The following is a 26202-nucleotide window of genomic DNA, read 5'->3' on the forward strand; positions in this document are numbered from 1 at the left end:
TCGTTCTATTTTTCATGTTCTGTGCGTTCCTAGTGGAATGGTTAATGTTATGATTTAGCACAGTTGTTTCATACAAGGATCGAACCATGTCCGCACTTATTCAGAGCCCATTTCCTGCGCGTAGAATGCGCCGCATGCGTAAACATGACTTTAGCCGTCGTCTGATGGCAGAAAACAAAATTACCGTTGATGATTTGATTTACCCAATGTTTATTTTGATGGGCAAAGATCGTCGTGAGTCAGTTGAATCTATGCCGGGCGTTGAGCGTCTTTCTATCGATCTCATGTTGGAAGAGGCAGAAAAACTAGCAAACTTAGGGGTTCCTGCCATCGCGCTATTCCCTGTAGTAAACCAAGATGCAAAAAGTCTGTGTGCTATTGAGGCTTATAACTCAGAAGGTTTAGTGCAGCGCGCGGTGCGTTTGCTTAAAGAGCATGTACCGCAAATTGGTGTTATTACCGATGTTGCCCTTGATCCTTATACCACACACGGACAAGACGGCATCATTGATGATGAAGGCTATGTGCAAAATGACGAAACCACAGCGGTTTTGATCAAGCAGGCACTCTCACATGCTGAGGCAGGTGCGGATGTTATCGCTCCTTCAGATATGATGGATGGTCGCATTGGTAAGATTCGTGAAGCATTAGAAAAAGCCGGACACATTCATACTCAGATCATGGCTTACTCTGCCAAATATGCGTCTAACTACTACGGCCCATTTAGAGATGCGGTCGGCTCTGCGAGCAACTTAAAAGGCGCAGACAAAAAGAACTACCAAATGGACCCGGCAAACAGTGATGAAGCGTTACACGAAGTGGCGCTGGATATTGCTGAGGGTGCCGATATGGTCATGGTGAAACCCGGTATGCCGTATCTAGATGTGGTTCGCCGAGTGAAGACAGAGTTGCAAGTTCCGACGTTTGCTTATCAAGTGTCTGGTGAATATGCGATGCACAAAGCGGCCATTCAAAATGGTTGGTTAAAGGAAAGAGAAACAGTTTTAGAATCCTTGCTATGCTTTAAGCGTGCTGGCGCAGATGGCATTTTAACTTACTTCGCCAAAGACGTGGCGCAGTGGTTATCAGAAGACAAATAACCCTATTGCGACATGATGACTGAGGCCCTTTTTAGGGCCTTTTGTATTTGTAGAGGAGGCGACATGTCTATTGTCATTCGTGAAGGTTCATTGGCCGAAGCTTTGCAGGTAATGAGCTCTATTTCTGAATTTAATAAACCAGAGAGTATTGAAACTCTTAGCTTGCGTCTAAACAACAAAAAATCACTAATTCTTATCGCAGAAGAGTGTGGGGTATTGCTCGGCTTTAAAATAGGTTATGCGCAAGACGATGACACTTTTTACAGTTGGCTAGGTGGGGTCAATGCTGAGGCTCGCGGTAAAGGTGTTGCACAATTGCTATTAAACGAGCAGCAACGTTGGGTGAAAGAGGCAGGATATTGCTGGTTAACCGTTAAGTCACAAAATCAGTTTGCGGCCATGTTGAGGCTACTACTGAGAAATGGTTATTGGATTGAAGAATGCGAACCTTATCCAAACCCTCTACATAATCGACTCTATTTTAAAAAATCCCTATAGCGTGAAAAATGAGCTACTCTATTGAGGTTGTTTGTTGCGCAAGCGCGCTGTTTAATATTTCCCCTTTAAAATCTTTGTCCACACACGTCGATCAGGTGAGGATCTTTTAAATGATCGCTAAATTTGATTTAAATTATTGATTTTTAACGATTAAAAATCAATAAAAGCAACTTTATCTACAGGCTTTTGAAGTTCGCAAATAATTTGCTCACACACTTATCCACAGGCAATTCTGTTCAGATTCGCAATATTTGTTAGTGTGATTCAAGGGTATCTAGATAAGCGGAGTGACTCGTGGCATCCTATAGCAAAGTTATACCAATTGTCGTAAGTAAGTGATTGGTATTATCCCTCCTTCTACCTAAGCTGGACACCAATACATGGCAACTATCCCCGAAAATTCGCTGATACTCATTGATGGCTCTTCATACTTATATCGAGCATTCCATGCATACCCTGGCACCATGAGCAATGGTGAGCATCCAACCAATGCCGTTTATGGCGTAATGAATATGCTCAGAAGCATGATGCGTCAATTCTCTAGTGAGCGTATTGCGGTGATCTTTGATGCCAAAGGTAAGACATTCAGAGATGACATGTATCCAGAATACAAAGCGAATCGTCCGCCAATGCCAGACGATCTGCGATCTCAAATCGAACCTTTGCACAACATGATTAAAGCCATGGGCTTACCTTTGATTTCCATCACTGGGGTAGAGGCTGATGACGTGATCGGCACTTTATCTGCCGCAGCATCGAAGAAAGGCATGCCTGTGCTGATCAGTACTGGTGATAAAGATATGGCGCAGCTAGTGGATGAGAACGTTACCTTAATCAACACTATGACCAATGTGGTATCTGATAGAGAAGGGGTGATTGAAAAGTTTGGTATTCCGCCTGAGCTGATTATCGACTACCTCGCGTTGATGGGAGATAAGGTCGATAACATTCCTGGCGTGCCGGGTGTGGGTGATAAAACCGCGACTGCTCTTTTGCAAGGCATTGGCGGGCTTGATGATATTTACGCAAACCTTGATAGCATTGCCGCACTGGGCTTTCGCGGTTCAAAAACCATGGCGAAGAAATTGCTCGAACATAAAGAGTCGGCTTACCTTTCTTATCGCCTAGCGACAATTAAGCTAGATGTAGAGTTAGAAATGACTTTAGATGATCTGGTTAAAGCGACGCCTGATAAAGATTTACTGATTTCTCTATATGGAAAAATGGCGTTTAAATCTTGGTTAAATGAATTGTTAGAAGGTGGCACTGGTGTGGTTGAGGCTGATGAAAAATCAGGTCGAGCCGTCAGCGGTGCTGGGGCGAAAAAAGAGATTACGCCGACCATTTCTGAGAAGGCCATTACGATTGATCGCAGTAAGTACCAAACTATATTGGATGAAGAGAGCTTCAACACTTGGCTAGAGAAGCTAAAACAAGCCGATGTGTTTGCCTTTGATACGGAAACGGATAGCCTAGATTACATGGTGGCTAACCTTGTAGGTTTATCCTTTGCCACTGAAGAGGGTGAAGCCGCTTATGTTCCAGTTGCTCATGATTATTTAGATGCACCAGCGCAACTTGAGCGCAGTTGGGTACTAGAGCAACTTAAGCCTCTACTTGAAGATCCTAAACAGGCAAAAGTGGGACAAAACCTAAAATACGATGCTTCGGTACTCGCTCGATACGATATCGACATGCAGGGTATTGCCTTTGATACTATGCTGGCGTCATACGTCTATAACAGTGTGGGCGGTAAGCATGATATGGATAGCTTGGCACTACGATTTTTACAGCATCCATGCATCTCTTTTGAACAAATTGCCGGTAAAGGCAAAAAGCAGCTTACCTTCAACCAAATTGACTTAGCCGAAGCTTCACCATATGCGGCAGAAGATGCCGATGTGACGCTACGACTGCACAATCATTTGAATGCATTTTTAGAACAGAATGAAAAACTTAACTCTGTTTATCAAGACATTGAAATTCCACTCATACCGGTACTTTCGCGCATTGAGCGTCGCGGGGTATTAATTGATGACATGCTGCTAGGGACTCAATCACAAGAGATTGCCCAGCGTTTGGATGAGTTACAAGCCAAAGCATTTGAGTTGGCAGGTAAAGAATTTAACTTAAGCTCACCAAAACAGTTGCAAGGAATTCTATTTGAAGAGATGGGATTACCGGTTATCAAGAAAACACCCTCTGGCGCACCGTCAACTAATGAAGAAGTGTTGCAAGAGCTTGCCTTGGATTACCCACTGCCGAAACTGATTCTTGAGCATCGTGGTTTAGCGAAATTGAAGTCTACTTACACCGATAAGTTGCCGAAGATGATCAACCCAAGTACCGGACGTGTGCATACTTCTTATCATCAAGGTGTGACTGCAACCGGACGTTTGTCATCGACCGATCCAAACTTGCAGAATATCCCTATTCGTAATGAAGAAGGACGTCGTATTCGTCAGGCATTTGTGGCCCCACACGGCTGGAAAATTCTGGCGGTCGATTACTCGCAAATTGAGCTACGTATAATGGCGCACCTTTCCGGTGATAAAGCGTTATTGGAAGCCTTTAGAACCGGTAAAGATATCCACGCAGCGACTGCCGCCGAGATCTTGGGTGTCGATATTGAACAAGTGACTAGCGAGCAACGTCGCCGCGCTAAAGCGGTTAACTTTGGCCTTATCTATGGCATGAGTGCCTTCGGCTTAGCCAAGCAACTAGGCATTGCTCGTGGTGAAGCTCAGCACTACATGGATACCTATTTTGAGCGTTACCCTGGCGTAATGCAGTACATGGAAGAAACTCGTAGCCAAGCAACGGAGCAGGGCTATGTTGAAACCTTGTTTGGACGTCATCTATACCTGCCAGAGATTAACTCTCGTAACGGTATGCGTCGTAAAGCGGCCGAACGTGCGGCAATCAACGCACCGATGCAAGGCACGGCAGCAGATATCATCAAGAAAGCGATGCTGTTAGTTGATGAGTGGATTGAAAAACAACAAGGTGAACCTAAGGTTCGTATGCTAATGCAAGTACACGATGAATTGGTTTTCGAGGTTCGTGAAGATGCATTACAAGAGATTGAAAGTAATATACAGAATTTAATGGAATCTGCGGCTAAATTGGATGTGCCACTAGTGGCTGATGCAGGTCATGGTGATAACTGGGATGAGGCACACTAGACAATTATTGAAAGCGAATAGGTTGTTAGTGAGAGGTGTATCACTTATACAGCCTATAATCGTCTGTAATTTAAACAACAATAGGTTAGGTAGAATTTTTCAAAGGAAAGGTTTTTTTTGAAAAAAAACTACAAAAAGTGTTGGCATTTGTTCTCAGATCGGGTAGATTTATCTGTGTAGGGTACAGAGGTAAGATGTTTCATCTTTCAGACCTTTTGTTTCACGTTATTAGAATTTATATAAATTCATACGCCTCAGTCGGTATTTGACTGAGGCGTTTTTTATTGCCCAAAAGAAACCAATAACCCTTGTCTGATAAGGGTTTAAGCCACTCTTCTTGTATTAAATTCCGTTAATCTTCCTGTTGCCTTACTTCGGCTGGTATTAAGTCTCTTTCTGTTTGTATTGATCTTACAAAGTGTTGAAAAATAATAAAATCAGCATTTTTATGTTACAAACAGCGCAAATTACTCAATAAGTATTCTGTAATTTAGAAACAAAAAAACGCGACCCAAATAGTGGGTCGCGTTGTTGTCTTTATAAAGCTATTGCGTGATGGCGTTATTCTTGCTCTGGGGTGCTTTGCTCATCATCTTGTTCAAGCTCTGCAAAAGCAGGTGCAAACCAGCTATCTAATCGAGCTCGTAATTGTTCAACACCAAGACCTTTTAGAGATGAGAATACTTCAACGTTAACATCACCACCGAAACCAATCGCATCTTGGCGGATTTTAAGTAATGTTGCTTTGCGAGCGCCACTTTTTAGCTTGTCAGCTTTAGTTAACAGCACTTGTACTGGAATACCTGAATCAACGGCCCAAAAGATCATTTGTTGATCAAGATCTTTCATTGGATGACGAATATCCATCAATACCACTAGGCCCTTTAAACATTGACGCTTTTGTAGGTATTCACCCAAGCTTTTTTGCCATTTCTTTTTCAGTTCTAGAGGAACTTGAGCAAAGCCATATCCAGGTAAATCAACAATGTGGCAGTTTTCATCCACTTTAAATAAGTTGATTAGCTGCGTACGACCCGGGGTTTTACTGGTTTTTGCAAGTGCGCGTTGATTAGTTAGGCGATTGAGCGCACTAGATTTTCCCGCATTAGAACGACCTGCAAATGCGATTTCGATGCCTTCATCTTCAGGAAGGTGACGAATATCTGGGGCACTCGTTATAAAATGGGTATTTTGGTAATGAATTTTTGCGCTCACTGTTAACTCCATCGCGACTTTGTGTAGTCGACTGATTACTTTTTTGTGAATTTGTGTAAAATAACCGTGTTCGGCATTAGTTCGCCTATTCTAGCACGACAAAAGGCGACACCTATGGCTTGTTCATCTTTTCGGGTACTTTTATTCAATCTAGAACATAAAAACTGAGCATACCTTAGCCACGGAAGCTCAAATTATTATAATGGAATGTCATGAAGAAATTAGCGCTAATAGTAACTCTTTTTGCTAGCTGCTCAGTATGGGCTGCAGGTAGCATAGAAGCAGGTAAGCAAAAATCAGCAACATGTGCGGCGTGTCACGGTGCTGATGGAAACAGTCCTGTTGCTCTTTATCCTAAATTGGCTGGCCAACATGAAGGCTACCTTACCAAGCAGCTTAAAGATTTTAAGTTGGGTGCAACCAGTGGCGGTAAGCAAGGTCGTTACGATCCCGCGATGAGTGCCATGGCAATCCCTCTATCAGAACAAGATATGGCTGATATATCAGCTTACTATGCTTCTTTACCAATATCTGAGAATAGCACTCCAGAAGATGTTGTGGAGCAAGGACAAGAATTATACTTAGCTGGCAATGCTGAGCGTGGCATTACTGCTTGTGTGGCATGTCACGGCCCAAGAGGTAATGGTACTAGCTTATCCGGTTTCCCGAAGATATCTGGACAGCATGCTGACTATATTAAGTTGCAGTTACAAAAGTTTGCGTCGATGGATCGTAATAACGACCTTAATGAAATGATGCACGATGTCTCTAAAAAGCTGACCGAAGAAGAAATTGACGTATTGTCTAAATATGTGGGTGGTCTTCACTAATATTGCTTATTAATAGCACTTTTTACTAACAGCATTTTTCCCAATCACATAGAGGCTCGCACAGAGTCTCTATGTCTCATACCCCCCCTACAATCCGGCCATTTCCGATAGCTAGCTCACAGAATGCAAGTAACAGTTAACTTTATGTCATGACAGTTATAACTATATTTAACCTATTGAAAAATAAACATTATCAATCTAATTTGTTGAAAGTGTGATCCATTCGTATTGTTTAGTAATTGCACATTTTTATATCAGTAGTAGAGTAGTGTCAGTCGAAGGATGTGATGATTGAAATTTTCAATCTTACTCAGGAAGAGTAAAGGAAAGCACCGCCTTGGGCGACTTTGGGTAAACAACGGATGGTTTTTTTTCTCATGTTGAGGACCCTGATAGGAATGGCTTAGGATTAGCCCAGCAAATGGATATTTGCTACGGATTTTAAAAATCATCAGGACGATGAATAACAAAATTTTGGCACGGAAAGCATTAATAACAAATGGAATTTTGCGAGCGATAGGGCAACCTATCGCTTTTTTATTTTCTAAGCATAGTTAACAGCCAACCACTACTATGAGTATAAAGACTGGTTGAGAGTAACCTCGCACTGTTTTGATGTTGGCGTCTATTTCCTTTGCAAATAGAAAAAATCCACGAAATTGCAGATTTTTTCTACACTCTTTCTTCATATTTTGGTAAGTTGCGCCTCTTACGCTAAATAGGCATCTTGAATGTTAGATTGTCCACTTTGTCATCATGATGACATCCAATTTTATTGGGAAGATAAGCGCAGGCAATATCTGCAATGCCAGCGCTGTGAGCTAGTATTTGTTGACCCCAATCAGAGATTAGATTCAAGCCAAGAAAAGGCGCATTATGATCTACATGAAAACGACCCTTCTGATGCAGGTTACCGCAGATTTTTGTCTAGAGTTCAGAAACCACTTGCTGAGCGAATTGGCTCCCATAAGCAAGGGTTAGACTTTGGCTGTGGCCCAGGCCCAACATTATCTTTGATGATGGAAGAGGCTGGTCATCATGTAGACTTATATGATCTCTACTACTATCCAGATAGCAGTGTACTGAATAAGCGCTATGACTTTATCACCGCAACTGAGGTGATTGAGCACTTATATAAGCCCGACGAGATTTGGGCGCAGTGGATAGACATGTTAAAACCGGGCGCTTGGCTGGGTTTGATGACCAAAATGGTGCGCGGAGTTGAAGCCTTCGCCACTTGGCATTACAAGAATGACCACACACATGTTGTGTTTTTTAGCAGAAGTACTTTTGAGTTTTTAGCTGTCCGCGACAAGCTAGAACTAGAGTTTATTGAAAACGACGTAATTTTATTGAGGAAGTCGAGCAATGAGTCGACATAAGAAATCGAGAAAGCCAGGTTCAGCCGGTGAAGTAGAACAAGCAGTAACTCGCAACCGATCAGCATCAGATGTTGAAGGGCGTTTACGCAAGAAGCTGAAAAAGCGCAAAGGCCAAAAAGCCGGTAACCGCCACTCGGTAGAAAATGAATCAAAAGATAGCTCGGGCCGCGCTAAACGCGATCCGCGCCTTGGTTCTAAGAAAAAGATTCCACTAATTGTAGAGCCTACAGTTAAACCAACTAAGCAACAGCGTAAATACTCAGCTGAGCAAGAGTTGGATGCGCTAGAAAATGATGCACAATTGAATGTGTTACTTGAGCGTATCGAGAGCGGCGAATCTCTAGGTGGTGGTTTACAAGCTTATGTTGACCAGAAGCTGGATCGTATCGAAGTGCTAATGAACCAATTGGGCTTATTAGAACCAGAAGACGAAATTGAAGTGCCAGTTGAACCGACTAAGAGCAAGAAACCGCGCACAGAAGATGAGCTACTGGCATCATTTGAAGAGCTAGATTTAGGCGATTTCAAGGACTAACAATCAATGGATATGGCTGTGTTGGCTTCTATCGGAGCTATCATCATCCTTGGATTAGCTGCTTACGCTGCTTATTTACTGATAAAACTAAATAAGCAGAAGCAACTAATTCAGCAGCACCAAGCTTTGGCTATTGCTAAGCGTAATGCGAAGATTTTTGAGAGTGTTGATACCTTGTGCCTTGCAGGCATACAGGGTCAATGCGATCTTTCTGAGCTGAGTATTCGTTTGTGCAACATTTTGGACTATGTTCAGGGTGAGCAGCGCATCGATGTGGCAACGCGTTATCCCGCGCTGAGTGAGCTGTTTCAGGTAGTGAAAGATATGGCTCGCGGTGATGATCGCCAACAACTGGCTAAGCAAGAGCGCATGCAACAAAATCTAGCTCGCCATAAAGCGGAAACTCGTTTGAACGATGCCATTATTGCAGAGTTGAAAGATTTGCAAGGCCGAGTGGCTCCACTCAATCAACAGATTTCAGTTCAAATGAAATAGCATCTATTATTGGCGTGATCTAGCTATCAAATATTGATCGCTCTCTATGATATTTTTTGGTTATAAAAAACGCCTCTTTATAGCTGTGGCACAATAACCACCCCTTTCTTAGTTGTTCTTAGGATATTAATATGTCTAGCCGACAAATTATCTGGGATCAGAGTGTATTGGATAAATACAATTACTCTGGACCTCGTTACACCTCTTACCCAACGGCCGTGGAATTTCACGAAGCATTTACTGTTGCTGAGCTAGACATTGCTTATATGCAATATCCAGAACGACCTTTATCTCTGTATATTCATATCCCATTTTGTCACAAGCTTTGCTACTACTGTGGCTGTAATAAAGTGATTACTCGCCATCAAGAAAAAGCCGATGATTATTTGGATGTACTTGAGTTTGAAATTCGCCAACGTGCCGCTTTGCTGTCGCAACGTAAAGTCAATCAATTGCACTTTGGCGGAGGCACTCCAACCTTCTTAACTAAGCCACAAATTACTCGTCTAATGGCGGTGATTTATGAAGAATTTAACTTTAATGCTGATGCCGAAATTAGTATTGAAGTTGACCCGCGTGAGATAGAGCTAGATATGCTGGATCACTTGCGTGACAGTGGCTTTAACCGTTTAAGTATTGGTGTACAGGACTTCAATAAAGAAGTGCAAAAAGTGGTTAACCGTGAGCAAGATGAAGAGTTCATTTTTGCTATGGTGGCGCGAGCAAAAGAGCTAGGTTTCCGCTCAACTAATTTAGATCTTATCTATGGCTTGCCGCTACAAACTGCCACATCTTTTGCGGAAACAATGCGCCAAGTATTAACTATGCGTCCGGGTCGTTTGTCCGTCTTTAATTATGCGCACATGCCACAACTGTTTGCAGCGCAACGCAAAATCAAAGAAGAAGACCTTCCGGTGGCTTCTGAGCGTATGTCGATTCTGCAACAAACTATTGAAACTTTGACTTCTGAAGGCTACCAATTCATTGGTATGGATCACTTTGCCCTTCCAGAAGACGAACTGGCAATTGCCCAGCGCAATGGTGAGCTACACCGAAACTTCCAAGGTTATACCACCCAAGGTGATTGTGACTTAATTGGTTTTGGGGTGTCGGCCATCTCTATGGTGGGCGATACTTATGCGCAAAACCAGAAAGAGTTGAAGCTGTATTACGCACAAATGGAAGAGAAACGTCATGCTTTATGGAAAGGGGTTTCTTTAGACAGTGATGATCTGATCCGCCGTGAAGTTATCAAGCAATTGATCTGTAATTTCACTCTGAACAAGAGCGAGATTGAACAACAGTTTGGGCTTACTTTCGATAAGTATTTTGATGAAGACTTAGGCTTGCTACAAACCTTCGTGACCGACGGTTTGGTGGAAGTGTCTGACTCCGAAATTCATGTGAATTTACGTGGTCGTTTGTTGATTCGAAATATCTGTATGTGTTTTGATAAATACTTCAGAGCGAAGGCGCGTCAGCAACAATTCTCACGCGTAATCTAATTCGTTAATTCTAATCTATTCATTACAAAAAAATCAGGGTAAGAAGCCTTCTTACCCTGATTGATTGCATGTTATTCCATTGAGACAAATAGCTCTCGACCTTTCTTCTCCACTCTAGCTTCACCGGTCACCGAACTTCTAGAGACGTTATTTACTACAATCCTTTCTCCGCGCCATCCATATTGATACAGATAAGGTCGAATATAGTGATAGCGTAAATTAGACGAATTAGTAAACGATCTTGAGCCAGTTTTATCTAGCATATATTGGGTCATTTTCTCTTCATCCACACTGACTGTGACCTTATCAAACGCTTGTGACTGACGAAGATAATGGTGCGGATCGTGCTCTTCTAAAATATGGGTAATCACACTGCGGTTAAATGCATAGTGGTAATTGTAGCTATGCATTTGGTATGAAAACGGTATAAACAAACAGATCAGAGTCAGCAGTCGCCAGTGCTTATTGGTAATCAATAACAGCAGCATTGCCATACCAATCGGCAATGTGACTCCTGAGCGCAATGGTACATCAACCCCTAGTGGCACAACGCTGGCATACAATGACACCACTACAATCAACACTATCGCTGTGTATTTGAAGTGCTTTACCAGTGCCCAGATAAAGGTCAGTGCAATGGGAACATAAAATAACGGGCTTAGCTTGGCTAAGTACTGCACTTCATAGTTAAGGTTGCCAGCACTTTTGCCAATATTTGCCAGCAATGCAGATAAGCTATTGGACGGCGTTTCATGTCGCCAGCTGACAAAATGAATCAGAGTGGCGTGGTCGGTAAATATTGAGGTGTATAAATACACCAAACCATTGGCAACTGCGTACCCCAACACATAACCTAAAACCCAAAAGCACAGAAATTTGCAGATATCGGCATAGCTAGACTTACCTAACTCGGCTACAAACAATAGCGGAATTAAAAAGTAAAAGGCAGGGTAGGTGGCAAAGAGTAAAATGCCTGCCACAACAAGCAGCGCATGACGATTAAACTTATCTTTGTAACATGCAAACAATGCCAACATTAAACAGCCAGTAACAAGCGTCATTGGCCATTTGAGTAGCATAGTAAAGGATGGGACATTGACGATGAGTAAGGCAATCGCAATGGCTAGCCAGCGCTCCTTTTTAACACCCATCACGACTTTATAAGCAAAGATAAAGATAAATAGATTGGCTAAAGAAGCCGCCATTACAGCAGGTAATTCCTTTAACACAGCATATAAAGCAAAGTTAATCCAGCGTCCTTCGGTGACAAATTTTCCGCTGTAACCGTCCATATACGGTAAGGCATCATGTGCGATATTGGACGACATAGCTAAGTGCAAATTGAACACAGTCACACAGGCAAAAATAGCAATCAGTAGCCACTGCAATACAGATAACAGGTCTAGATGACCATCGTCATCATAGAAGCCTTGTAGCAAAGTTGGCATTGAGACCCCTTCAGTAAATATTTTCTTGTAGCCAAGGTAGTTAATTGCCATTGAAACGCACACGGCGAGCGCCTGTCCGACGTAAACGTGCAATCCAACATAATGCACCAATACAAATAAAGCGCCGGTTGAGCAGGATAAGGAGGCTAAATTCACCACACAAAAAGGGATGAATTGACCGCCTTTTTTCTCGCTGTTGAATACAAAGGTGCGATTTAAGACATAGCTGATCAACATGCCAATAAGATATGATAAAACCGAACACACTAAGTAACGTCCAGACAGCTCATACAAAGCCATAAAGGCCAGATAAGCGGCGACGGTATTGACTCCGCCAACCAAAGCAAAACGAATTTTTTGGCGTAGATCTGAATACAGCAGATTACTCAGCAGTTGGGTGGTTTTGGTCAACATCGTGTTCTCGGTTTTTCTTGATGATATACAGTGGGCGATCTTTCGATTCGTTGTAAATACGCGCGATGTATTCCCCCAAAATGCCAATAGAGATCAGTTGAACTCCGCCGATGAATAAAATCGCAACCAGTAATGATGCCCAGCCAGATTCCCAATGGTCGGTCATTAAGCGAATGTAAACAGAGTAAAGCATCATCAACATAGCCACACCCGAGCACATAAAGCCCATCATAATGGAGAGTTTTAATGGTTTGACTGAGAAGGATAAAATGCCATCAATACCAAATTTCAGCATCTTAGTGAGTGGGTACTTAGATTCACCAGCAAAACGAGCATTACGCTCATAGCTAATTGAGGTTTGATTAAAGCCAATCCAACTGACCATGCCGCGAATAAAGCGTGATTTTTCTGGCATCGCAATTAAATGATCAACCACTTGGCGATCCATCAAGCGAAAGTCGCCCGTGTCGAGAGGGATTTTTACTTCTGATAAGTAATTTAATAAACGGTAAAACCATTTTGCGGTAATGAGCTTAAATTTAGATTCACCATCTCGGCTTGCGCGGGTGCCATACACCACGTCGAAACCCTCTTCCCATTTGGCAATCATGTCTTCAATGAGTTTAGGTGGATCTTGCAAATCAGCATCAATCAAGACGACAGCATCACCTGTGCTGACATCTAAACCGGCACTGACAGCTTGCTGGTGACCAAAGTTACGCGAAAAAGAAATCACACGGATATTGTCATGAGCCTTATTGTGTACCAGCAATTTTGCTTCCGTATCGTCAGCACTGCCATCATTCACAAAGATCAGCTCAAATTGATAATTGGCAATATTGCTGGTGACAGAAAGCAATTCTTGCACTGTCGTATCAATGACTTCACTCTCGTTATAACAAGGTATAACTATCGAAACCGTTTTATTCATAATTCACCCAAACTTTATCACGCAGGTCTCCGCTGTTACTTATTAACGGTGAGTTATTAACATACTCATAGCTGTATTAAGCTCAGCGGTTCATATAATCAAAAACGATTCTATAAAAAAATGCACAATTATGGATTAGTACAATCTTACATCTAATCATTAGCTATTAAATAAGCAGTTAAATGTAAATAATTAACGGCTTAACGATCTGTGTGTTTGCTAAACGGTTGCGACGGTGTTAATGCTTTTGCGTATGCAGTATGGTTTAAGCAAAAAAATGCTAGATAGAGAGAATAAACGAAAGGCTAGATAGTGTTGCTGGGATAGATGAAATAACGGCTGTGTTTGGGTTTTGGAGAGTGAAAGTGGTCACCAGAAGGTGACCACTTTTTCCTCACGGATGATCAATGTAGAGGGTTAAGTCATGCTCAACTCTTTTAGCTTGCGAGTGAGGGTGTTTCGTCCCCAACCCAGAACTTTAGCCGCATCTTGTTTGTGTCCATTGGTGTGGTTAAGAGCCACTTTTAATAAGATACGCTCAAACTCTGGCAATGCATGTGCGAGGATTTCGGTTTCCCCCGAAGCGAGCGCCGAGCGTGCCCACATCTCTAATAGTTCCTGCCAATCAGAGCCTTCATTAGTGGAGGCGAGGCTGCGCTCTTCGACTAATTCTTGTGGTAAATCGGCCGGTAATATTTCGCTACCACTTGCCATGACGGTTAGCCAACGACTGGTGTTTTCTAACTGACGTACATTTCCCGGCCAGCTAAGTCGAGTTAGTATTTCGGTCGCTTCTTTGGAGAGGGTTTTCACTTCCACCGCTAATTCTTCGGCGGCTAAGTTTAAAAAGTGTTGAGCCAATTTAGCGATATCTTGCTTGCGTTCTCTAAGGGCTGGTATGTGCACTCGAATCACGTTTAAGCGGTGGAAAAGGTCTTCGCGAAAATCGCCATCTTTTACTAGTGACTCAAGGTTTTGGTGAGTAGCCGCAATGATTCGTACATCCACTTTTATCGCTGAATGTCCGCCCACGCGGTAAAATTGTCCATCGGCCAGTACGCGCAGTAAGCGGGTTTGGATCTCTAGCGGCATATCACCTATTTCATCAAGAAACAGAGTACCGCCATTGGCTTGTTCAAAGCGTCCTTGGCGCACGCTATTCGCGCCGGTAAATGCGCCTTTTTCATGTCCGAAAAGCTCTGATTCTATTAAGTCTTTTGGAATGGCCGCCATGTTCAGGGCAATAAATGGATTTTTACTGCGAGGACTGTGCTTGTGCAAAGCGTGCGCAACCAGCTCTTTACCTGTCCCCGATTCGCCATTGATCAGCACTGAGATTGATGAGCGGGACAGACGCCCTATAGCGCGAAACACTTCCTGCATGGCAGGTGCTTCACCAATAATTTCAGGGGTATCCGTATGCAGGGTGTTAGCGGCATTGTTGGTTTGCTTTTGATCGTGGCTGTGAGTAATGGCGCGAGTTGCCAATGCCAGCGCTTCGTCAATATCAAAAGGCTTAGGCAGGTATTCAAAAGCCCCTTCTTGATAAGCATTTACTGCTGCATCAAGGTCGGAGTGCGCCGTCATAATGATGACAGGTAGCATAGGGTCGGCTTTGTGGATTTGTTTAAGCAGTTCTAAGCCATCCATGCCGGGCATGCGGATATCGGAAATGATGACATCAGGCACTTCACGCTCTAGTGCTAAAAGCACACTCTCTGCGTCAGCGAAGGTTTCACATTTGATATTAGCGTTGGATAAGGTTTTTTCTAGAACCCAGCGTATAGAACTGTCGTCATCGACGACCCATACATAGCCTTTACTCATAATTCTGTCTCCTAGCGCTGTTTTCTAATAATCTAAAATGGGTAGATAAATGGTGAAGGTGGTTTTTCCGGGCCAACTGTCCACATCAATTTTGCCTTGGTGCTGGTCTATGAGATTTTGAGAAATAGACAATCCAAGTCCTGTTCCTCCTTCTCGTCCACTGACCATTGGGTAGAACAAGGTATCTATCAGCTCGGGTGGAATGCCCGGCCCGTTGTCAGTCACTTCAATTCTGGCCGCCAGTTTGATGCGTTTACCGTGAATGTTTACTTGATGCTCGGTGCGAGTGGTTAAGGTAATTCGGGCATCCTCATTACCTTGTAAAATCTGCGCGGCATTGCTGACGATATTTAACAGTGCTTGTTCTATTTGTTCACTATCTATGGCGATATCAGGAAGGCTAGGGTCGTAATCTCGCTCGATACGAACATTCTCTCCCAAATCTAAACTGACCAATTGACGCACTTTTTCTAAGATAACGTGAACATTTTCAGGTTCTTTGGTGCCCAGTTTTTGCGGGCCAAGCAGTCGATCCACTAAGTTTCTTAGCCTATCGGCCTGCTCAATGATGATTTGTGTGTATTCACGCAGTGACTCTGAAGGCAACATTTTTTCAAGCAATTGTGCCGCGCCACGTAATCCGCCTAGCGGATTTTTGATTTCATGTGCAAGGCTGCGTACCAGTAACTTAGCCGCTTGTTGCTGAGCGTGTTGATTGAGTTCTTGATTGAGCCTTCTTTGTTGCTCCACTTGGCGAAGCTCTACTAACAGCATGACTTTCTTGTCCCAAGAAATAGGGCTAATAGTGAGTTCAAGCAGCAGTGGTTTGCCATCGATAACAAAGGTTACGCCGCTGTCTGTTATTCCTTGTCCAGAAATAAGGGGCTGCTCAAAGACTGAAAAGTCTATCGAGGAGTGTTCAACCATCTCAGGAAGATGCTGATGAATACACCGATTTTTGCTTTGCCCAAATAGCTGTTCGGCCGATGGGTTCAAGTAGCAAACGGTCAACGATTCATCGAGCAACAAGGTGGCTGTAACAAGTTGCTCTAAGACAGTTTCAGCTAATGGTTTACTCACAGAAAGTCCTTTTTAGTGCGTAGGGTCAATTCAGTTAAATTATTGCACAAATTTGGTGCAATGAGAGCTTATGAATGTAGTTATTCGCCCATAATCTAAATGATGCAAAAACCTTGCCGTTTTTGGTTTTATTGAGGCTTAATTTGTTACAAGCCTGTGTTCAGAAATAGTGCAGACAAAATGCTTTCTGATGAATACCAATCACACTAAGTAAGTGATCAGAACTAGCGCAGGAAAAATGCTCGAGAACAAGGCAGAATTTTTCGATAAGTAGTTATTCTACAATCAAAAATTCTAACGCCGTTATCGAGTATTTTAACAAGCTAGAATGACCAGTTATTTAGTACGATTGGTATAATAGTTGAGCAAGAAAAAGGGCCTACCAAATTGGCAGGCCCTTACTTAATTAAACTGACTATTTACAGATTAAACTGAGTAGTAAAGTTCAAACTCAACTGGGTGAGTTGTCATGTTCAGTTTCTCTACATCGCTAGATTTTAGAGTGATGTAAGAGTCGATGAAGTCGTCAGAGAATACGCCGCCAGCAGTCAAGAACTCACGGTCACCATCAAGAGCTTCTAGAGCTTCTTGTAGAGAAGCTGCAACTGTTGGGATTTCAGCGGCTTCTTCTGCAGGTAGGTCGTATAGATCTTTATCCATAGCTTCCCCTGGGTGAATCTTGTTCTTAATTCCGTCAAGGCCAGCCATTAGCATTGCAGAGTATGCTAGGTATGGGTTAGCCGCTGGATCACCGAAACGAAGTTCGATACGACGTGCTTTAGGGCTTGGTACCACTGGGATACGGATAGAAGCAGAACGGTTACGTGCAGAGTATGCAAGCATAACTGGAGCTTCGAATCCTGGAACTAGACGCTTGTATGAGTTAGTTGCAGGGTTAGCAAATGCGTTGATTGCGCGAGCGTGCTTAATGATACCACCGATGTAGTAGATCGCTAGGTCAGAAAGGCCGCCGTATTTGTCACCAGCAAACAGGTTTACACCGTCTTTAGCTAGAGATTGGTGAACGTGCATACCAGAACCGTTGTCGCCAACTAGTGGTTTAGGCATGAAAGTTGCTGTTTTACCGTAAGCGTGAGCTACGTTATGAACAACATACTTATAGATTTGAGTTTCATCCGCTTTAGTTGTTAGCGTGTTGAAACGAGTAGCAATCTCGTTTTGACCCGCAGTAGCAACTTCGTGGTGATGCGCTTCAACAACTAGACCCATTTCTTCCATGATTAGACACATTGCAGAACGGATGTCTTGAGAAGAATCAACAGGAGCTACAGGGAAGTAACCACCTTTAACGCCAGGACGGTGACCTTTGTTGCCTTCTTCGTAATCAGTACCTGAGTTCCAAGAAGCTTCGATGTCATCAATCTTGTAGAAAGAACCAGACATGTCAGTGTTAAACTTCACGTCATCAAATAGGAAGAATTCTGGTTCTGGACCGATTAATACGGTGTCAGCAATACCTGTAGAACGCATGTATTCTTCAGAGCGTTTAGCGATAGAACGTGGGTCACGGTCGTATCCTTGCAGAGTCGCAGGCTCAAGAATGTCACAACGGATGTTTAGCGTTGAATCTTCAGTGAATGGGTCAAGGACAGCACTTGCTGCATCTGGCATCATAACCATGTCAGATTCGTTAATACCTTTCCAACCAGCTACAGATGAACCGTCAAACATTTTGCCTTCTTCGAAGAAGTCAGCATCAACTTGATGTGAAGGAATAGAGATATGTTGCTCTTTACCTTTAGTATCTGTGAAGCGTAAGTCTACAAACTTAACTTCGTTTTCTTGAATCAGCGATAATACATTTTCTACTGACATGTTGGATAACCTCCAGTGTTGGTAAACGTGATTGCTCGATAATGGTGAGCGTAAAGTCCTAGAACACAATCTACACTCTTTTTTAGTCATCGAACAATGAATATTTTTCGATTGTTCTCTCTAATACACTCTCTTATGCGAAAGCTGTGCCAACTTTTATATTCCCTTATTGTTCAAGGGGTTGGTGGTATTTTGATAGCATTCCCAAGCACTGATTGCACCAAAATGATCCGCGTTTGCTTTATTTTGGTGCAAGTTTAAGGCTGATTTTAGTGATCTATGTATCGTTGCAAGTTGATTTTGAGAGATTCATCAGCATGTAGAACCGATTCGCCCAATGTTGGTGCGTAATTACAACTACAGAGAGACGGACTTGGATGGCTCTGGTGGTATTTTTTGCTTAAAAATTTGTGGTTTTCGATAAACAGTAAACAGAGGACGGATATGAAAATAATGTTTTCTTACTATATAGATGTGAATTCTTGGTGTGGGAGAGGAATGAAGTTTCATACTAATTTCTACAACCAAGTCTGAATCGGGCTGCCGCTGAGTATTAAAGTATCATGCTGATTATCTTCATCATCCGTTGAAACACATTTCCGGGCAAAACTGTGTCAGTTATATTACTTAATTAGGATATAACGGATTAGCTGAGGTATTGGAAAGTAACGTCCAGTTAAGGTGTGAGCAATGCAATACCTAATTTACGATACTTAGGTGAGGTGAGATATCCAGCAGACACCGAGTCGCTTGCCTGATGTGACTGGAGAAACTGAAAGCTTAAATCAGGTATAAGAAGCGCCGTGGAATGTAATAGTGATCTGTCGGCACTTATAGCTGGAAACATATTAGACTGTGAGTTCTCACCATCTGAACCAAATCAATCTTAGGTAACCGACATCACTTATATCAGGATACACGAAGGTTGACTGTATCTAACTGTAGTGCTCGACCGTATCATGCACGTCCAAATCTAATATTATCGAATGCTTATCCCACGAACGCATCAGAGCGTTTGAGTTCATTGTATTTGGTTCGATATAATTATTTTATGCTCGTCAAATCATAGTCACAGCGTAAATTCAACAGGTATTATATGAGCAATTACTATACAAATTTTATAGATCCTGGAAACAGCGGTGGTTCAGTACCAACGCCAGATACCAGCATCCCTTTTGTTCCTCGGAAAACGGTTTATCCATGTCGTTTTTGCGCAGCTATATTCGACAACGACGAGTTGAGAATTCAACACGAATGGAGTAAGCATCCTAGTAAGAATCCTCAACTACATATTCAAGGAAAGGCTATTGGTTCAGCTCGACTTACAGTTTGTACCAAACTATCTCCCGAAGATATTGAGTTTACGTACTGTGAGCACCTCACCATCAACGGATATGAGGTAACAGTTGAAGATGCGTCACTCCTACTTTCCTCAGAAGAAAAACAGTTTTTTGATATTACAGCGAGCAACCAAAGTATCTCAAGAGAGTTCAAGATAAATGTTGATGTAGCAAACCCAACTGAATTAGCACAAGTTGACACCTTGTTTTGGCTAATTCTCAACCGTGAGGACTTCACCGAGGAGCTTGTGACCCAGTTTGTTCGAGCTTGTTCAGATCTCAGTAGTACTCGCGATTATATAGACGGCATCATCAAATACTTGCAAGGTATAATGGCTAAGGATGGTAAAGCTCAGGTATTAACATTCGAAGATTTTGACCACCGTTTCAGCCAAGCTAGGACAAGGCTGCAACAGTTCAACACTCCATTATCAAGAGCTATTCAAAGTGTTATTGATTTTAACCAAAACCAATTTGATATTAATGGATTAGAATGTGTGCCATTTTTGGCTCAGGCTATGTCACTTTTCCTTAATGATGACCAAATACGCACGGATTTACTCCCTCCAAATGATCCCAAAAAACTACCGGTAGATCGAATCACTGCTTTTTTGCTTGACGATGTTATTGACCAGTTTAACTACCACTCGGTTGAATCTATCCAGGAGCTTCTGAATACTCTCCCAAGGCAAAATGTTAGCCTGAACGACCGTAAGAAACTTCAGTTTTTATTGCTAAAAAAAGCTTACAATAGCGACAATAGCGACCTAATAACATCATTGAAAAATCGATTTTCATCCAATGATGCGTTTAACCTTAATTTTATAGAAGATACTGACTATGAGTAACACACTCTCAATACCTAAAAAGAAACTCATCAACTTCAGTAGCCTTGAAGAACTGATAGCCGATCTTTTTACCTCAGAGCTAGATAGAAAAAATGAGAAAAAGAAACCACTTAAGCTAACAAACTCTCACATCAAAGCTTTGGTCGATATGCCTATCTCTGCAAAACTAACTAGTGAGCAACGTCAATCTTTAAGCAAACTACTCATTGAATCTGACGTTGAGTTAAAAGTTCTGGTTTCGTTAATGGTAGCATCAGCCAAATGTCGCCATTCTGAAGTTCGGAAAGAGATACTCGGCTTTGCAATTCACACGGTTAATAACATTACTTTCCTAAATCCGATGGAAGACGCGAATATATTCTTGCTGAGAGACATCTCTGAAGGAAATTCGGGATACCTTGCTCGTTTGATTAATCAACTACGGAATCGATTTGAAAAATATCAAGGTAAGAACCTCAAACCAGCCCAAAAACGCCATCTAGAGTCAAACATTCTAGCGATTGCTCATATTTGGGCTTTCGAGAATGGTAAGGCTGATATTGACAAAACCTTAGATAGTTTCAGCCGTTTACTGATAACGCTCCGGCCCGACGAGGCTGAAAAAAGTGTGAACATAGAAGTAGACACCCTAGCTGCTACTAGTATGGTGTACTTTTTAGCTTCTCAAACAACTAGTACTTTGTTGAAAGATTTTTCTTTAATTTTGTCTTTTTTTAAAGCTAAGCAAGATGTGGCACAAAGTGAAAGTTCTAGATCAAAGAGAGAGTCACTAGACTTACAAGAAAATTACAAAAAACTTGAAACACAAACTGACATACTAAAAGCAGAGAGCTTCAAAAAAGACGAACTCATCAAGCAATTGGCAGATGAAATACTCTCTCTAAAAGAGCAACAAGTTGAAAGCCACCAATCTATAGCCGCTCAAAAGGTTCACCTAAAAGACGACACCTCTAAAGCAAAGGCTAAGGCATTGAACTTCCTTGAAGAGGAAGTACTACCCAACCTAGAAAATTCATATAAAGCGTTGGATCGCGAAAACCCCAAATTGCACGTAGCTTTACACAATCTGGACGTAATGATTGAACGCGTAGAAGAGGAATTGAAATGGTTCAGAAAATAGGTATCGATTTTGGCACTACCAACAGCTTGATATCTGTTGTTACTAAAGAGAATAAAGTAAAGTCCTATACTGAGCGAGATAGACCCCACCCTTCTGTAGTCTCTTATGAAGGAGGCAGAATTGTGTGCGGTACAAAGGCAAAGAAAAGACTAGAAGACAGCGGTATTGGTGTGTTTGGTCATACGATTCGTGGCCCCAAAAAATTTATTGGTAGCGATCACATCCCTATTGGCGGTGAAATCAAACACCCTAAAGATGTAGTTGCCGATTTAATGAGATTTTTGGTTGAACACGCTGAGGATGAAGATGGACATGAAGTTGCCGACCTCTCTACAGCCGTTGTCACCATACCTGTCGCAATGGATGGTCGTTCTCGACAAGCACTTAGGGAGGCATTCCTAGATGCTGGTATTAACATTGAGTGTATGGTTCATGAACCGCTTGCTGCGCTCTATGGCTATTACCAACGTCAAGAAAACCCTCAGAATGCTCTGCTACGTGATGATGGTAAAACTGTGTTAGTTTTCGATTGGGGTGGTGGGACGCTCGATCTAACCTTATGTCAGATTCGCAATGGTACGATCGTACAAATCATGAATCGTGGGAACAACAAGGTTGGTGGTGATTATTTAGACGATGCTATCTGTAACTATGTAGAAGAGCAACATGCCCTAAAGTTTGGTTGGTCCGAAGATACAAAAAAATCTCGTCATCCAGGCATGAGAGCTAAGCTCCTTGAGAGATGTGAACTAGCGAAGATCATGCTATCTAAACGCGATAGAGATATCTTGTTTATGCCTGATTATTTCAATGCTGATTCAGAGGAAGAGTCTGATATTGAGCTTGAACTAACACGTGAAACACTTGATCAAATTGCGAGTCAAATCGTCAGACAAGGGATTGGAGAGATTGAAACTCTTTTAAGTGTTGAACAAGCGGATATTGATCATCAAATCATAGGTTTGTGTCTAGCCACAGGTGGAATGGTTAATATGCCAATTATTGAGCAACAGCTAAGAGAAATTTTTGGTGTTGCTGTCTTAGAAGTTGCATCTAAAGGTGATCGAATCATCTCAGAGGGTGCAGCGTGGATTGCCTGCCACAACTTAGATTTGACTCTTGCAAAACCATTTGAACTCGTTGAGGCAAGAAACTCACTACTGTCTCTTATCCCTGAAGGAACACAACTACCTAAACGCGGAAACACTAACTTTATGACTCAGGGACTCTATTGCGCTGACCCTCGTGATGGTAAAGCTGTATTAACCTTTAAGCGTCCTCAAATGGTTGGAAAATCAGCAGCTAGTGACAGGCGTACAACCTATGCAAACCTTAGTGTGCCTGTAAACCCAGATTTTCCACCGATGAAGGAGCGAATCGACGTTAAGTTGGAGATCGATGAAAACTACATTGTAACAATAAGCGCTAAAGCAAATGACTTGAAGTACCCAGTTAATCAGCAGATATACGATTTAGAATTTGCACTTCAAACTAAAAGACAAAATCTGGAAGGTTACACCGGAAAAAAGTCGTAAGGGGGCAAGGTGAGCACAATGGTGTGGCAGTGAGATCCAACGTCACTCACCGTTCAAATGCATGGAACCTGGTCCCTGGAGAACTTCTCAAAGAATTTAACGATAAAAACCCTTACCTAAAGCAACCTATGACTAGTGAGCAGTGGGACGAACACTTGTTCTATCAACCATGTTCAAACTGTGGCTCTAGATGGAAAGTTGGGTGTTGTTAAATCAGTTCTGAATTAGTACAGATAATCTGCAACATCAAAGAGCACTTTTTGCTCTTTGATGTTTTAGAAAATCGCTAGAAGTTCCAAGTATTATTACTAAAGAACCTTTCTTTGAATGGAGCAAATGATTTTTCTAATTGTTCTAGGTACTTAGGATCATTTTTTGCTTTTTCTTTTCTTAGATGATATTCCATTACATATAGACTTTTAGCATGTCTATCCTGACCAGCTTTATTTTGCATCTGTTGCCCCAAACGCTCCCAGTTTTTCTCAAGCATTTTCATACCATCGTACATATCTTCCTCGACTCTCAGTTTGTAAAAATATAAAGCTTATATCATACACGATCAGTTTCATCAAAAGTATCATCGTTTTGCAGTGGATGTGTAATTTTGACCACATAATCAGAACTATAGGTATGATTATGTGGTCAAATAACAGGGTTTGAGATAAGAGTAAGTCCACTTCTAGCTCGTTTCGGGGCACAAATGTTTTAGAAAAGGTAGCGTGCCGATGTGATCGCCGCCTTTTTAGTATGACACCTTAATACTCAGTATGATTCTTTATTACTGGGTATGAGACTTTATTACCCTCCCATACTCGGCTTTCGCTGAGGTGTTTTTGCTGTTTATGTGCGGCTGATTTGGCGAGATTTCTTAATCTATAACAAATAAATTAGGAAATAAGTTGGGGGATAGATCACATCTAGTTGGGATTTTGGCTAAAATCTGATACATTAGCGCGAAATTTTTATTCCCTGTCATCGGCACACTGCCGAGACTCTACTGAGTGAACTCTATTCATGTCTACTCCACAGATTGATAAGTTAAGAAACATCGCCATCATTGCGCACGTTGACCACGGTAAAACAACTTTGGTTGATAAGCTGCTTCAACAATCAGGTACGCTTGAATCCCGCGGCGAAGTTGAAGAGCGCGTGATGGACTCAAACGATATCGAAAAGGAACGTGGTATCACCATTTTGGCGAAGAACACCGCCATCAACTGGCACGATTACCGTATTAATATCGTTGATACTCCTGGACACGCAGACTTCGGTGGTGAAGTAGAGCGTATTATGTCTATGGTTGACTCAGTGCTACTTATTGTTGATGCAGTTGATGGTCCTATGCCTCAAACTCGCTTCGTAACACAAAAAGCATTTGCACACGGTCTTAAACCAATTGTTGTAATCAACAAGATTGACCGTCCTGGTTCTCGTCCTGATTGGGTAATGGATCAAGTATTTGATTTGTTTGATAACCTAGGTGCAACTGATGATCAACTAGACTTCCAAGTTGTTTACGCATCAGCTCTAAACGGTTGGGCAACACTTGAAGAAGGTGAAGTTGGCGAAGATATGGAACCATTGTTCCAAGCTATCGTTGATAACGTAGAAAAGCCTAATGTTGACATTAATGGCTCTCTACAAATGCAAGTATCGCAACTTGATTACAGCTCTTACGTTGGTGTTATTGGTGTATGTCGTGTTACTCGCGGTAGCATCAAACCAAACCAACAAGTGACTATCGTTGGTGCTGATGGCAAGAAACGTAACGGTAAAGTCGGTACGGTTCTTGGTTACCTTGGCCTTGAGCGTCATGAAGTTGATCAAGCAAACGCTGGCGATATCATCGCAATCACAGGTTTAGGCGAGCTGAAAATTTCAGACACTATCTGTGACCAAAACAACGTTGAAGCTATGACTCCTCTATCTGTAGATGAGCCAACAGTAACCATGACTTTCCAAGTAAACACTTCTCCGTTTGCTGGTAAAGAAGGTAAATTCGTTACTTCACGTAATATCCTAGAGCGTCTAGAAAAAGAATTGGTTCACAACGTAGCACTACGTGTTGAACAAACTGACGATCCAGATAAATTCCGCGTTTCAGGTCGTGGTGAGCTTCACCTTTCTATCCTGATTGAAAACATGCGTCGTGAAGGCTTCGAGCTAGCGGTTTCTCGTCCTGAAGTAATCCTGAAGGAAGAAGACGGTCAACTTCTAGAACCATACGAAACAGTAACCATCGATGTGCTTGAAGAGCACCAAGGTGGCATCATGGAAAATATCGGCCTACGTAAAGGTGAGCTAACAGATATGTCTCCAGATGGTAAAGGCCGTGTACGTATGGACTTTATGATGCCTTCTCGTGGTCTTATCGGTTTCCAAACTGAGTTCCTGACTCTGACTTCTGGTTCTGGTTTGATGTACCACACATTTGATCACTACGGCCCGCACAAAGGTGGCGTAATCGGTCAACGTAACAACGGCGTTCTAATTTCTAACGCAACAGGTAAAGCACTGACTTACGCATTGTTTAACCTACAAGAGCGTGGTCGTCTATTTGCTCAGCACGCTGATGAAGTATACGAAGGTCAGATTATCGGTATTCATAACCGTTCTAACGACCTTACAGTTAACTGTCTTAAAGGTAAGCAGCTAACTAACGTACGTGCTTCTGGTACGGATGAAGCTCAGGTTCTTTCACCACCGATCAAACACACACTAGAGCAAGCTCTAGAGTTTATCGATGAAGATGAACTAGTAGAAGTAACTCCAGAAAGCATTCGTATCCGTAAGAAACTTCTTACTGAAAACGAACGTAAACGTGCGAGTCGCCCAGCAAAATAAGAGACAATTAGCGTTTCGCTAGTTATCTAACGTATTTAAGCCCCACTGAAGTTGTCATTTGACTTACCTCAGTGGGGCTTTCTTTTATCGACGAATTAGTTTTGCTAAACTGAGACGACTTTTTGATATCAATCTAATATCTGAGTGTGTCAAAAATGACTCGAGGAAACGTTCATATAGTGAAATGTGTATCAGGATTGATATAAGGGTCACTACAAGGGATTGGTATAATTC

The 26202-nt window shown here is 42.2% G+C and carries 19 protein-coding genes; 12 read left to right on the top strand and 7 right to left on the bottom strand.

Features of this window, described 5'->3' with window-relative positions; genetic code table 11:
- Positions 1-86: 86 nt before the first annotated feature.
- From hemB to polA, 3 genes are all read left to right on the top strand, one after another.
- Positions 87-1100, top strand: a complete 1014-nt coding sequence (gene hemB, locus QV280_RS00445) for a porphobilinogen synthase (protein WP_152822104.1) — start codon at positions 87-89, stop codon at positions 1098-1100.
- A 63-nt stretch (positions 1101-1163) separates the two neighbouring features.
- Positions 1164-1598, top strand: a complete 435-nt coding sequence (locus QV280_RS00450) for a GNAT family N-acetyltransferase (protein ID WP_152822106.1) — start codon at positions 1164-1166, stop codon at positions 1596-1598.
- 380 nt (positions 1599-1978) lie between these two features.
- Entirely contained in the window at positions 1979-4783 is a 2805-nt protein-coding gene (gene polA, locus QV280_RS00455; RefSeq protein WP_152822108.1) for a DNA polymerase I, read from the top strand.
- Between the two features lie 561 nt (positions 4784-5344).
- Here the strand turns inward: polA and yihA are convergent.
- Positions 5345-5998, bottom strand: coding sequence for a ribosome biogenesis GTP-binding protein YihA/YsxC (gene yihA / locus QV280_RS00460; protein ID WP_367869617.1), 654 nt, complete (start codon positions 5996-5998; stop codon positions 5345-5347).
- Positions 5999-6210: 212 nt separating this feature from the next.
- On the opposite strand from yihA, the gene QV280_RS00465 reads away from it, so the two are divergent.
- From QV280_RS00465 to hemN, 5 genes are all read left to right on the top strand, one after another.
- Positions 6211-6828, top strand: coding sequence for a c-type cytochrome (locus QV280_RS00465; RefSeq protein WP_152822112.1), 618 nt, complete (start codon positions 6211-6213; stop codon positions 6826-6828).
- 731 nt (positions 6829-7559) lie between these two features.
- Entirely contained in the window at positions 7560-8210 is a 651-nt protein-coding gene (locus tag QV280_RS00470) for a class I SAM-dependent methyltransferase (RefSeq protein WP_152822114.1), read from the top strand.
- Positions 8197-8745, top strand: a complete 549-nt coding sequence (gene yihI, locus QV280_RS00475) for a Der GTPase-activating protein YihI (protein WP_152822117.1) — start codon at positions 8197-8199, stop codon at positions 8743-8745. Before QV280_RS00470 ends, yihI begins: the two co-directional genes overlap by 14 nt.
- Before the next feature lie 6 nt (positions 8746-8751).
- Positions 8752-9240, top strand: a complete 489-nt coding sequence (locus tag QV280_RS00480; RefSeq protein WP_152822118.1) for a DUF2489 domain-containing protein — start codon at positions 8752-8754, stop codon at positions 9238-9240.
- 131 nt (positions 9241-9371) lie between these two features.
- Entirely contained in the window at positions 9372-10745 is a 1374-nt protein-coding gene (gene hemN, locus QV280_RS00485; RefSeq protein ID WP_152822120.1) for an oxygen-independent coproporphyrinogen III oxidase, read from the top strand.
- Between the two features lie 71 nt (positions 10746-10816).
- Here hemN and QV280_RS00490 read toward each other — a convergent pair whose 3' ends face one another.
- The 5 genes from QV280_RS00490 to glnA all read right to left on the bottom strand — a co-directional run bounded on the left by QV280_RS00490 (position 10817) and on the right by glnA (position 18281).
- On the bottom strand, positions 10817-12607 hold the full coding sequence (locus tag QV280_RS00490) for a GtrA family protein (protein ID WP_152822122.1): 1791 nt from the start codon (positions 12605-12607) through the stop codon (positions 10817-10819).
- The gene (locus QV280_RS00495) at positions 12576-13538 is read right to left on the bottom strand and encodes a glycosyltransferase family 2 protein (RefSeq protein ID WP_152822124.1); all 963 of its coding nucleotides are present in this window, start codon (positions 13536-13538) and stop codon (positions 12576-12578) included. Before QV280_RS00495 ends, QV280_RS00490 begins: the two co-directional genes overlap by 32 nt.
- 417 nt (positions 13539-13955) lie before the next feature.
- A complete protein-coding gene (glnG, locus tag QV280_RS00500; protein WP_152822126.1) occupies positions 13956-15365 on the bottom strand; it encodes a nitrogen regulation protein NR(I) in 1410 nt (469 codons plus the stop codon).
- Positions 15366-15389: 24 nt separating this feature from the next.
- Positions 15390-16445, bottom strand: coding sequence for a nitrogen regulation protein NR(II) (gene glnL / locus QV280_RS00505; protein WP_261823372.1), 1056 nt, complete (start codon positions 16443-16445; stop codon positions 15390-15392).
- Positions 16446-16871: 426 nt separating this feature from the next.
- Positions 16872-18281: a glutamate--ammonia ligase gene (gene glnA / locus QV280_RS00510; protein WP_152822129.1), complete on the bottom strand. Its 1410-nt coding sequence runs from the start codon at positions 18279-18281 to the stop codon at positions 16872-16874.
- A 1096-nt stretch (positions 18282-19377) separates the two neighbouring features.
- Here glnA and QV280_RS00515 point away from each other — a divergent pair.
- The 3 genes from QV280_RS00515 to QV280_RS00525 are packed head-to-tail and all read left to right on the top strand — an operon-like array spanning position 19378 to position 23124.
- On the top strand, positions 19378-20469 hold the full coding sequence (locus QV280_RS00515) for a hypothetical protein (RefSeq protein WP_152822131.1): 1092 nt from the start codon (positions 19378-19380) through the stop codon (positions 20467-20469).
- Positions 20462-21589: a hypothetical protein gene (locus QV280_RS00520; protein ID WP_152822133.1), complete on the top strand. Its 1128-nt coding sequence runs from the start codon at positions 20462-20464 to the stop codon at positions 21587-21589. The genes QV280_RS00515 and QV280_RS00520 overlap by 8 nt, the downstream gene beginning before the upstream one ends.
- Positions 21574-23124 carry an Hsp70 family protein gene (locus QV280_RS00525; protein ID WP_152822135.1) on the top strand — a complete coding sequence of 517 codons (1551 nt, stop codon included), beginning with the start codon at positions 21574-21576 and terminating at the stop codon, positions 23122-23124. The genes QV280_RS00520 and QV280_RS00525 overlap by 16 nt, the downstream gene beginning before the upstream one ends.
- Positions 23125-23410: 286 nt before the next feature.
- Here QV280_RS00525 and QV280_RS00530 read toward each other — a convergent pair whose 3' ends face one another.
- The gene (locus tag QV280_RS00530) at positions 23411-23632 is read right to left on the bottom strand and encodes a hypothetical protein (RefSeq protein ID WP_152822137.1); all 222 of its coding nucleotides are present in this window, start codon (positions 23630-23632) and stop codon (positions 23411-23413) included.
- A 506-nt stretch (positions 23633-24138) separates the two neighbouring features.
- On the opposite strand from QV280_RS00530, the gene typA reads away from it, so the two are divergent.
- Positions 24139-25968, top strand: a complete 1830-nt coding sequence (typA, locus tag QV280_RS00535) for a translational GTPase TypA (protein ID WP_152822139.1) — start codon at positions 24139-24141, stop codon at positions 25966-25968.
- The last annotated feature ends 234 nt before the right edge of the window (positions 25969-26202 follow it).

The organism is Vibrio sp. B1Z05, from assembly GCF_052955985.1.

What these genes read in the sequence shown, in the direction of transcription:
- QV280_RS00480 (WP_152822118.1), top strand. Translation starts at nt 8,752, where the DNA reads ATGGATATGGCTGTGTTGGCTTCTATCGGAGCTATCATCATCCTTGGA.
- glnA (WP_152822129.1), bottom strand. Translation starts at nt 18,281, where the DNA reads ATGTCAGTAGAAAATGTATTATCGCTGATTCAAGAAAACGAAGTTAAG.
- QV280_RS00495 (WP_152822124.1), bottom strand. Translation starts at nt 13,538, where the DNA reads ATGAATAAAACGGTTTCGATAGTTATACCTTGTTATAACGAGAGTGAA.
- hemN (WP_152822120.1), top strand. Translation starts at nt 9,372, where the DNA reads ATGTCTAGCCGACAAATTATCTGGGATCAGAGTGTATTGGATAAATAC.
- QV280_RS00520 (WP_152822133.1), top strand. Translation starts at nt 20,462, where the DNA reads ATGAGTAACACACTCTCAATACCTAAAAAGAAACTCATCAACTTCAGT.
- hemB (WP_152822104.1), top strand. Translation starts at nt 87, where the DNA reads ATGTCCGCACTTATTCAGAGCCCATTTCCTGCGCGTAGAATGCGCCGC.
- QV280_RS00450 (WP_152822106.1), top strand. Translation starts at nt 1,164, where the DNA reads ATGTCTATTGTCATTCGTGAAGGTTCATTGGCCGAAGCTTTGCAGGTA.
- QV280_RS00515 (WP_152822131.1), top strand. Translation starts at nt 19,378, where the DNA reads ATGAGCAATTACTATACAAATTTTATAGATCCTGGAAACAGCGGTGGT.
- QV280_RS00470 (WP_152822114.1), top strand. Translation starts at nt 7,560, where the DNA reads ATGTTAGATTGTCCACTTTGTCATCATGATGACATCCAATTTTATTGG.
- QV280_RS00465 (WP_152822112.1), top strand. Translation starts at nt 6,211, where the DNA reads ATGAAGAAATTAGCGCTAATAGTAACTCTTTTTGCTAGCTGCTCAGTA.
- yihI (WP_152822117.1), top strand. Translation starts at nt 8,197, where the DNA reads ATGAGTCGACATAAGAAATCGAGAAAGCCAGGTTCAGCCGGTGAAGTA.
- typA (WP_152822139.1), top strand. Translation starts at nt 24,139, where the DNA reads ATGTCTACTCCACAGATTGATAAGTTAAGAAACATCGCCATCATTGCG.
- QV280_RS00490 (WP_152822122.1), bottom strand. Translation starts at nt 12,607, where the DNA reads ATGTTGACCAAAACCACCCAACTGCTGAGTAATCTGCTGTATTCAGAT.
- QV280_RS00530 (WP_152822137.1), bottom strand. Translation starts at nt 23,632, where the DNA reads ATGTACGATGGTATGAAAATGCTTGAGAAAAACTGGGAGCGTTTGGGG.
- polA (WP_152822108.1), top strand. Translation starts at nt 1,979, where the DNA reads ATGGCAACTATCCCCGAAAATTCGCTGATACTCATTGATGGCTCTTCA.
- glnG (WP_152822126.1), bottom strand. Translation starts at nt 15,365, where the DNA reads ATGAGTAAAGGCTATGTATGGGTCGTCGATGACGACAGTTCTATACGC.
- QV280_RS00525 (WP_152822135.1), top strand. Translation starts at nt 21,574, where the DNA reads ATGGTTCAGAAAATAGGTATCGATTTTGGCACTACCAACAGCTTGATA.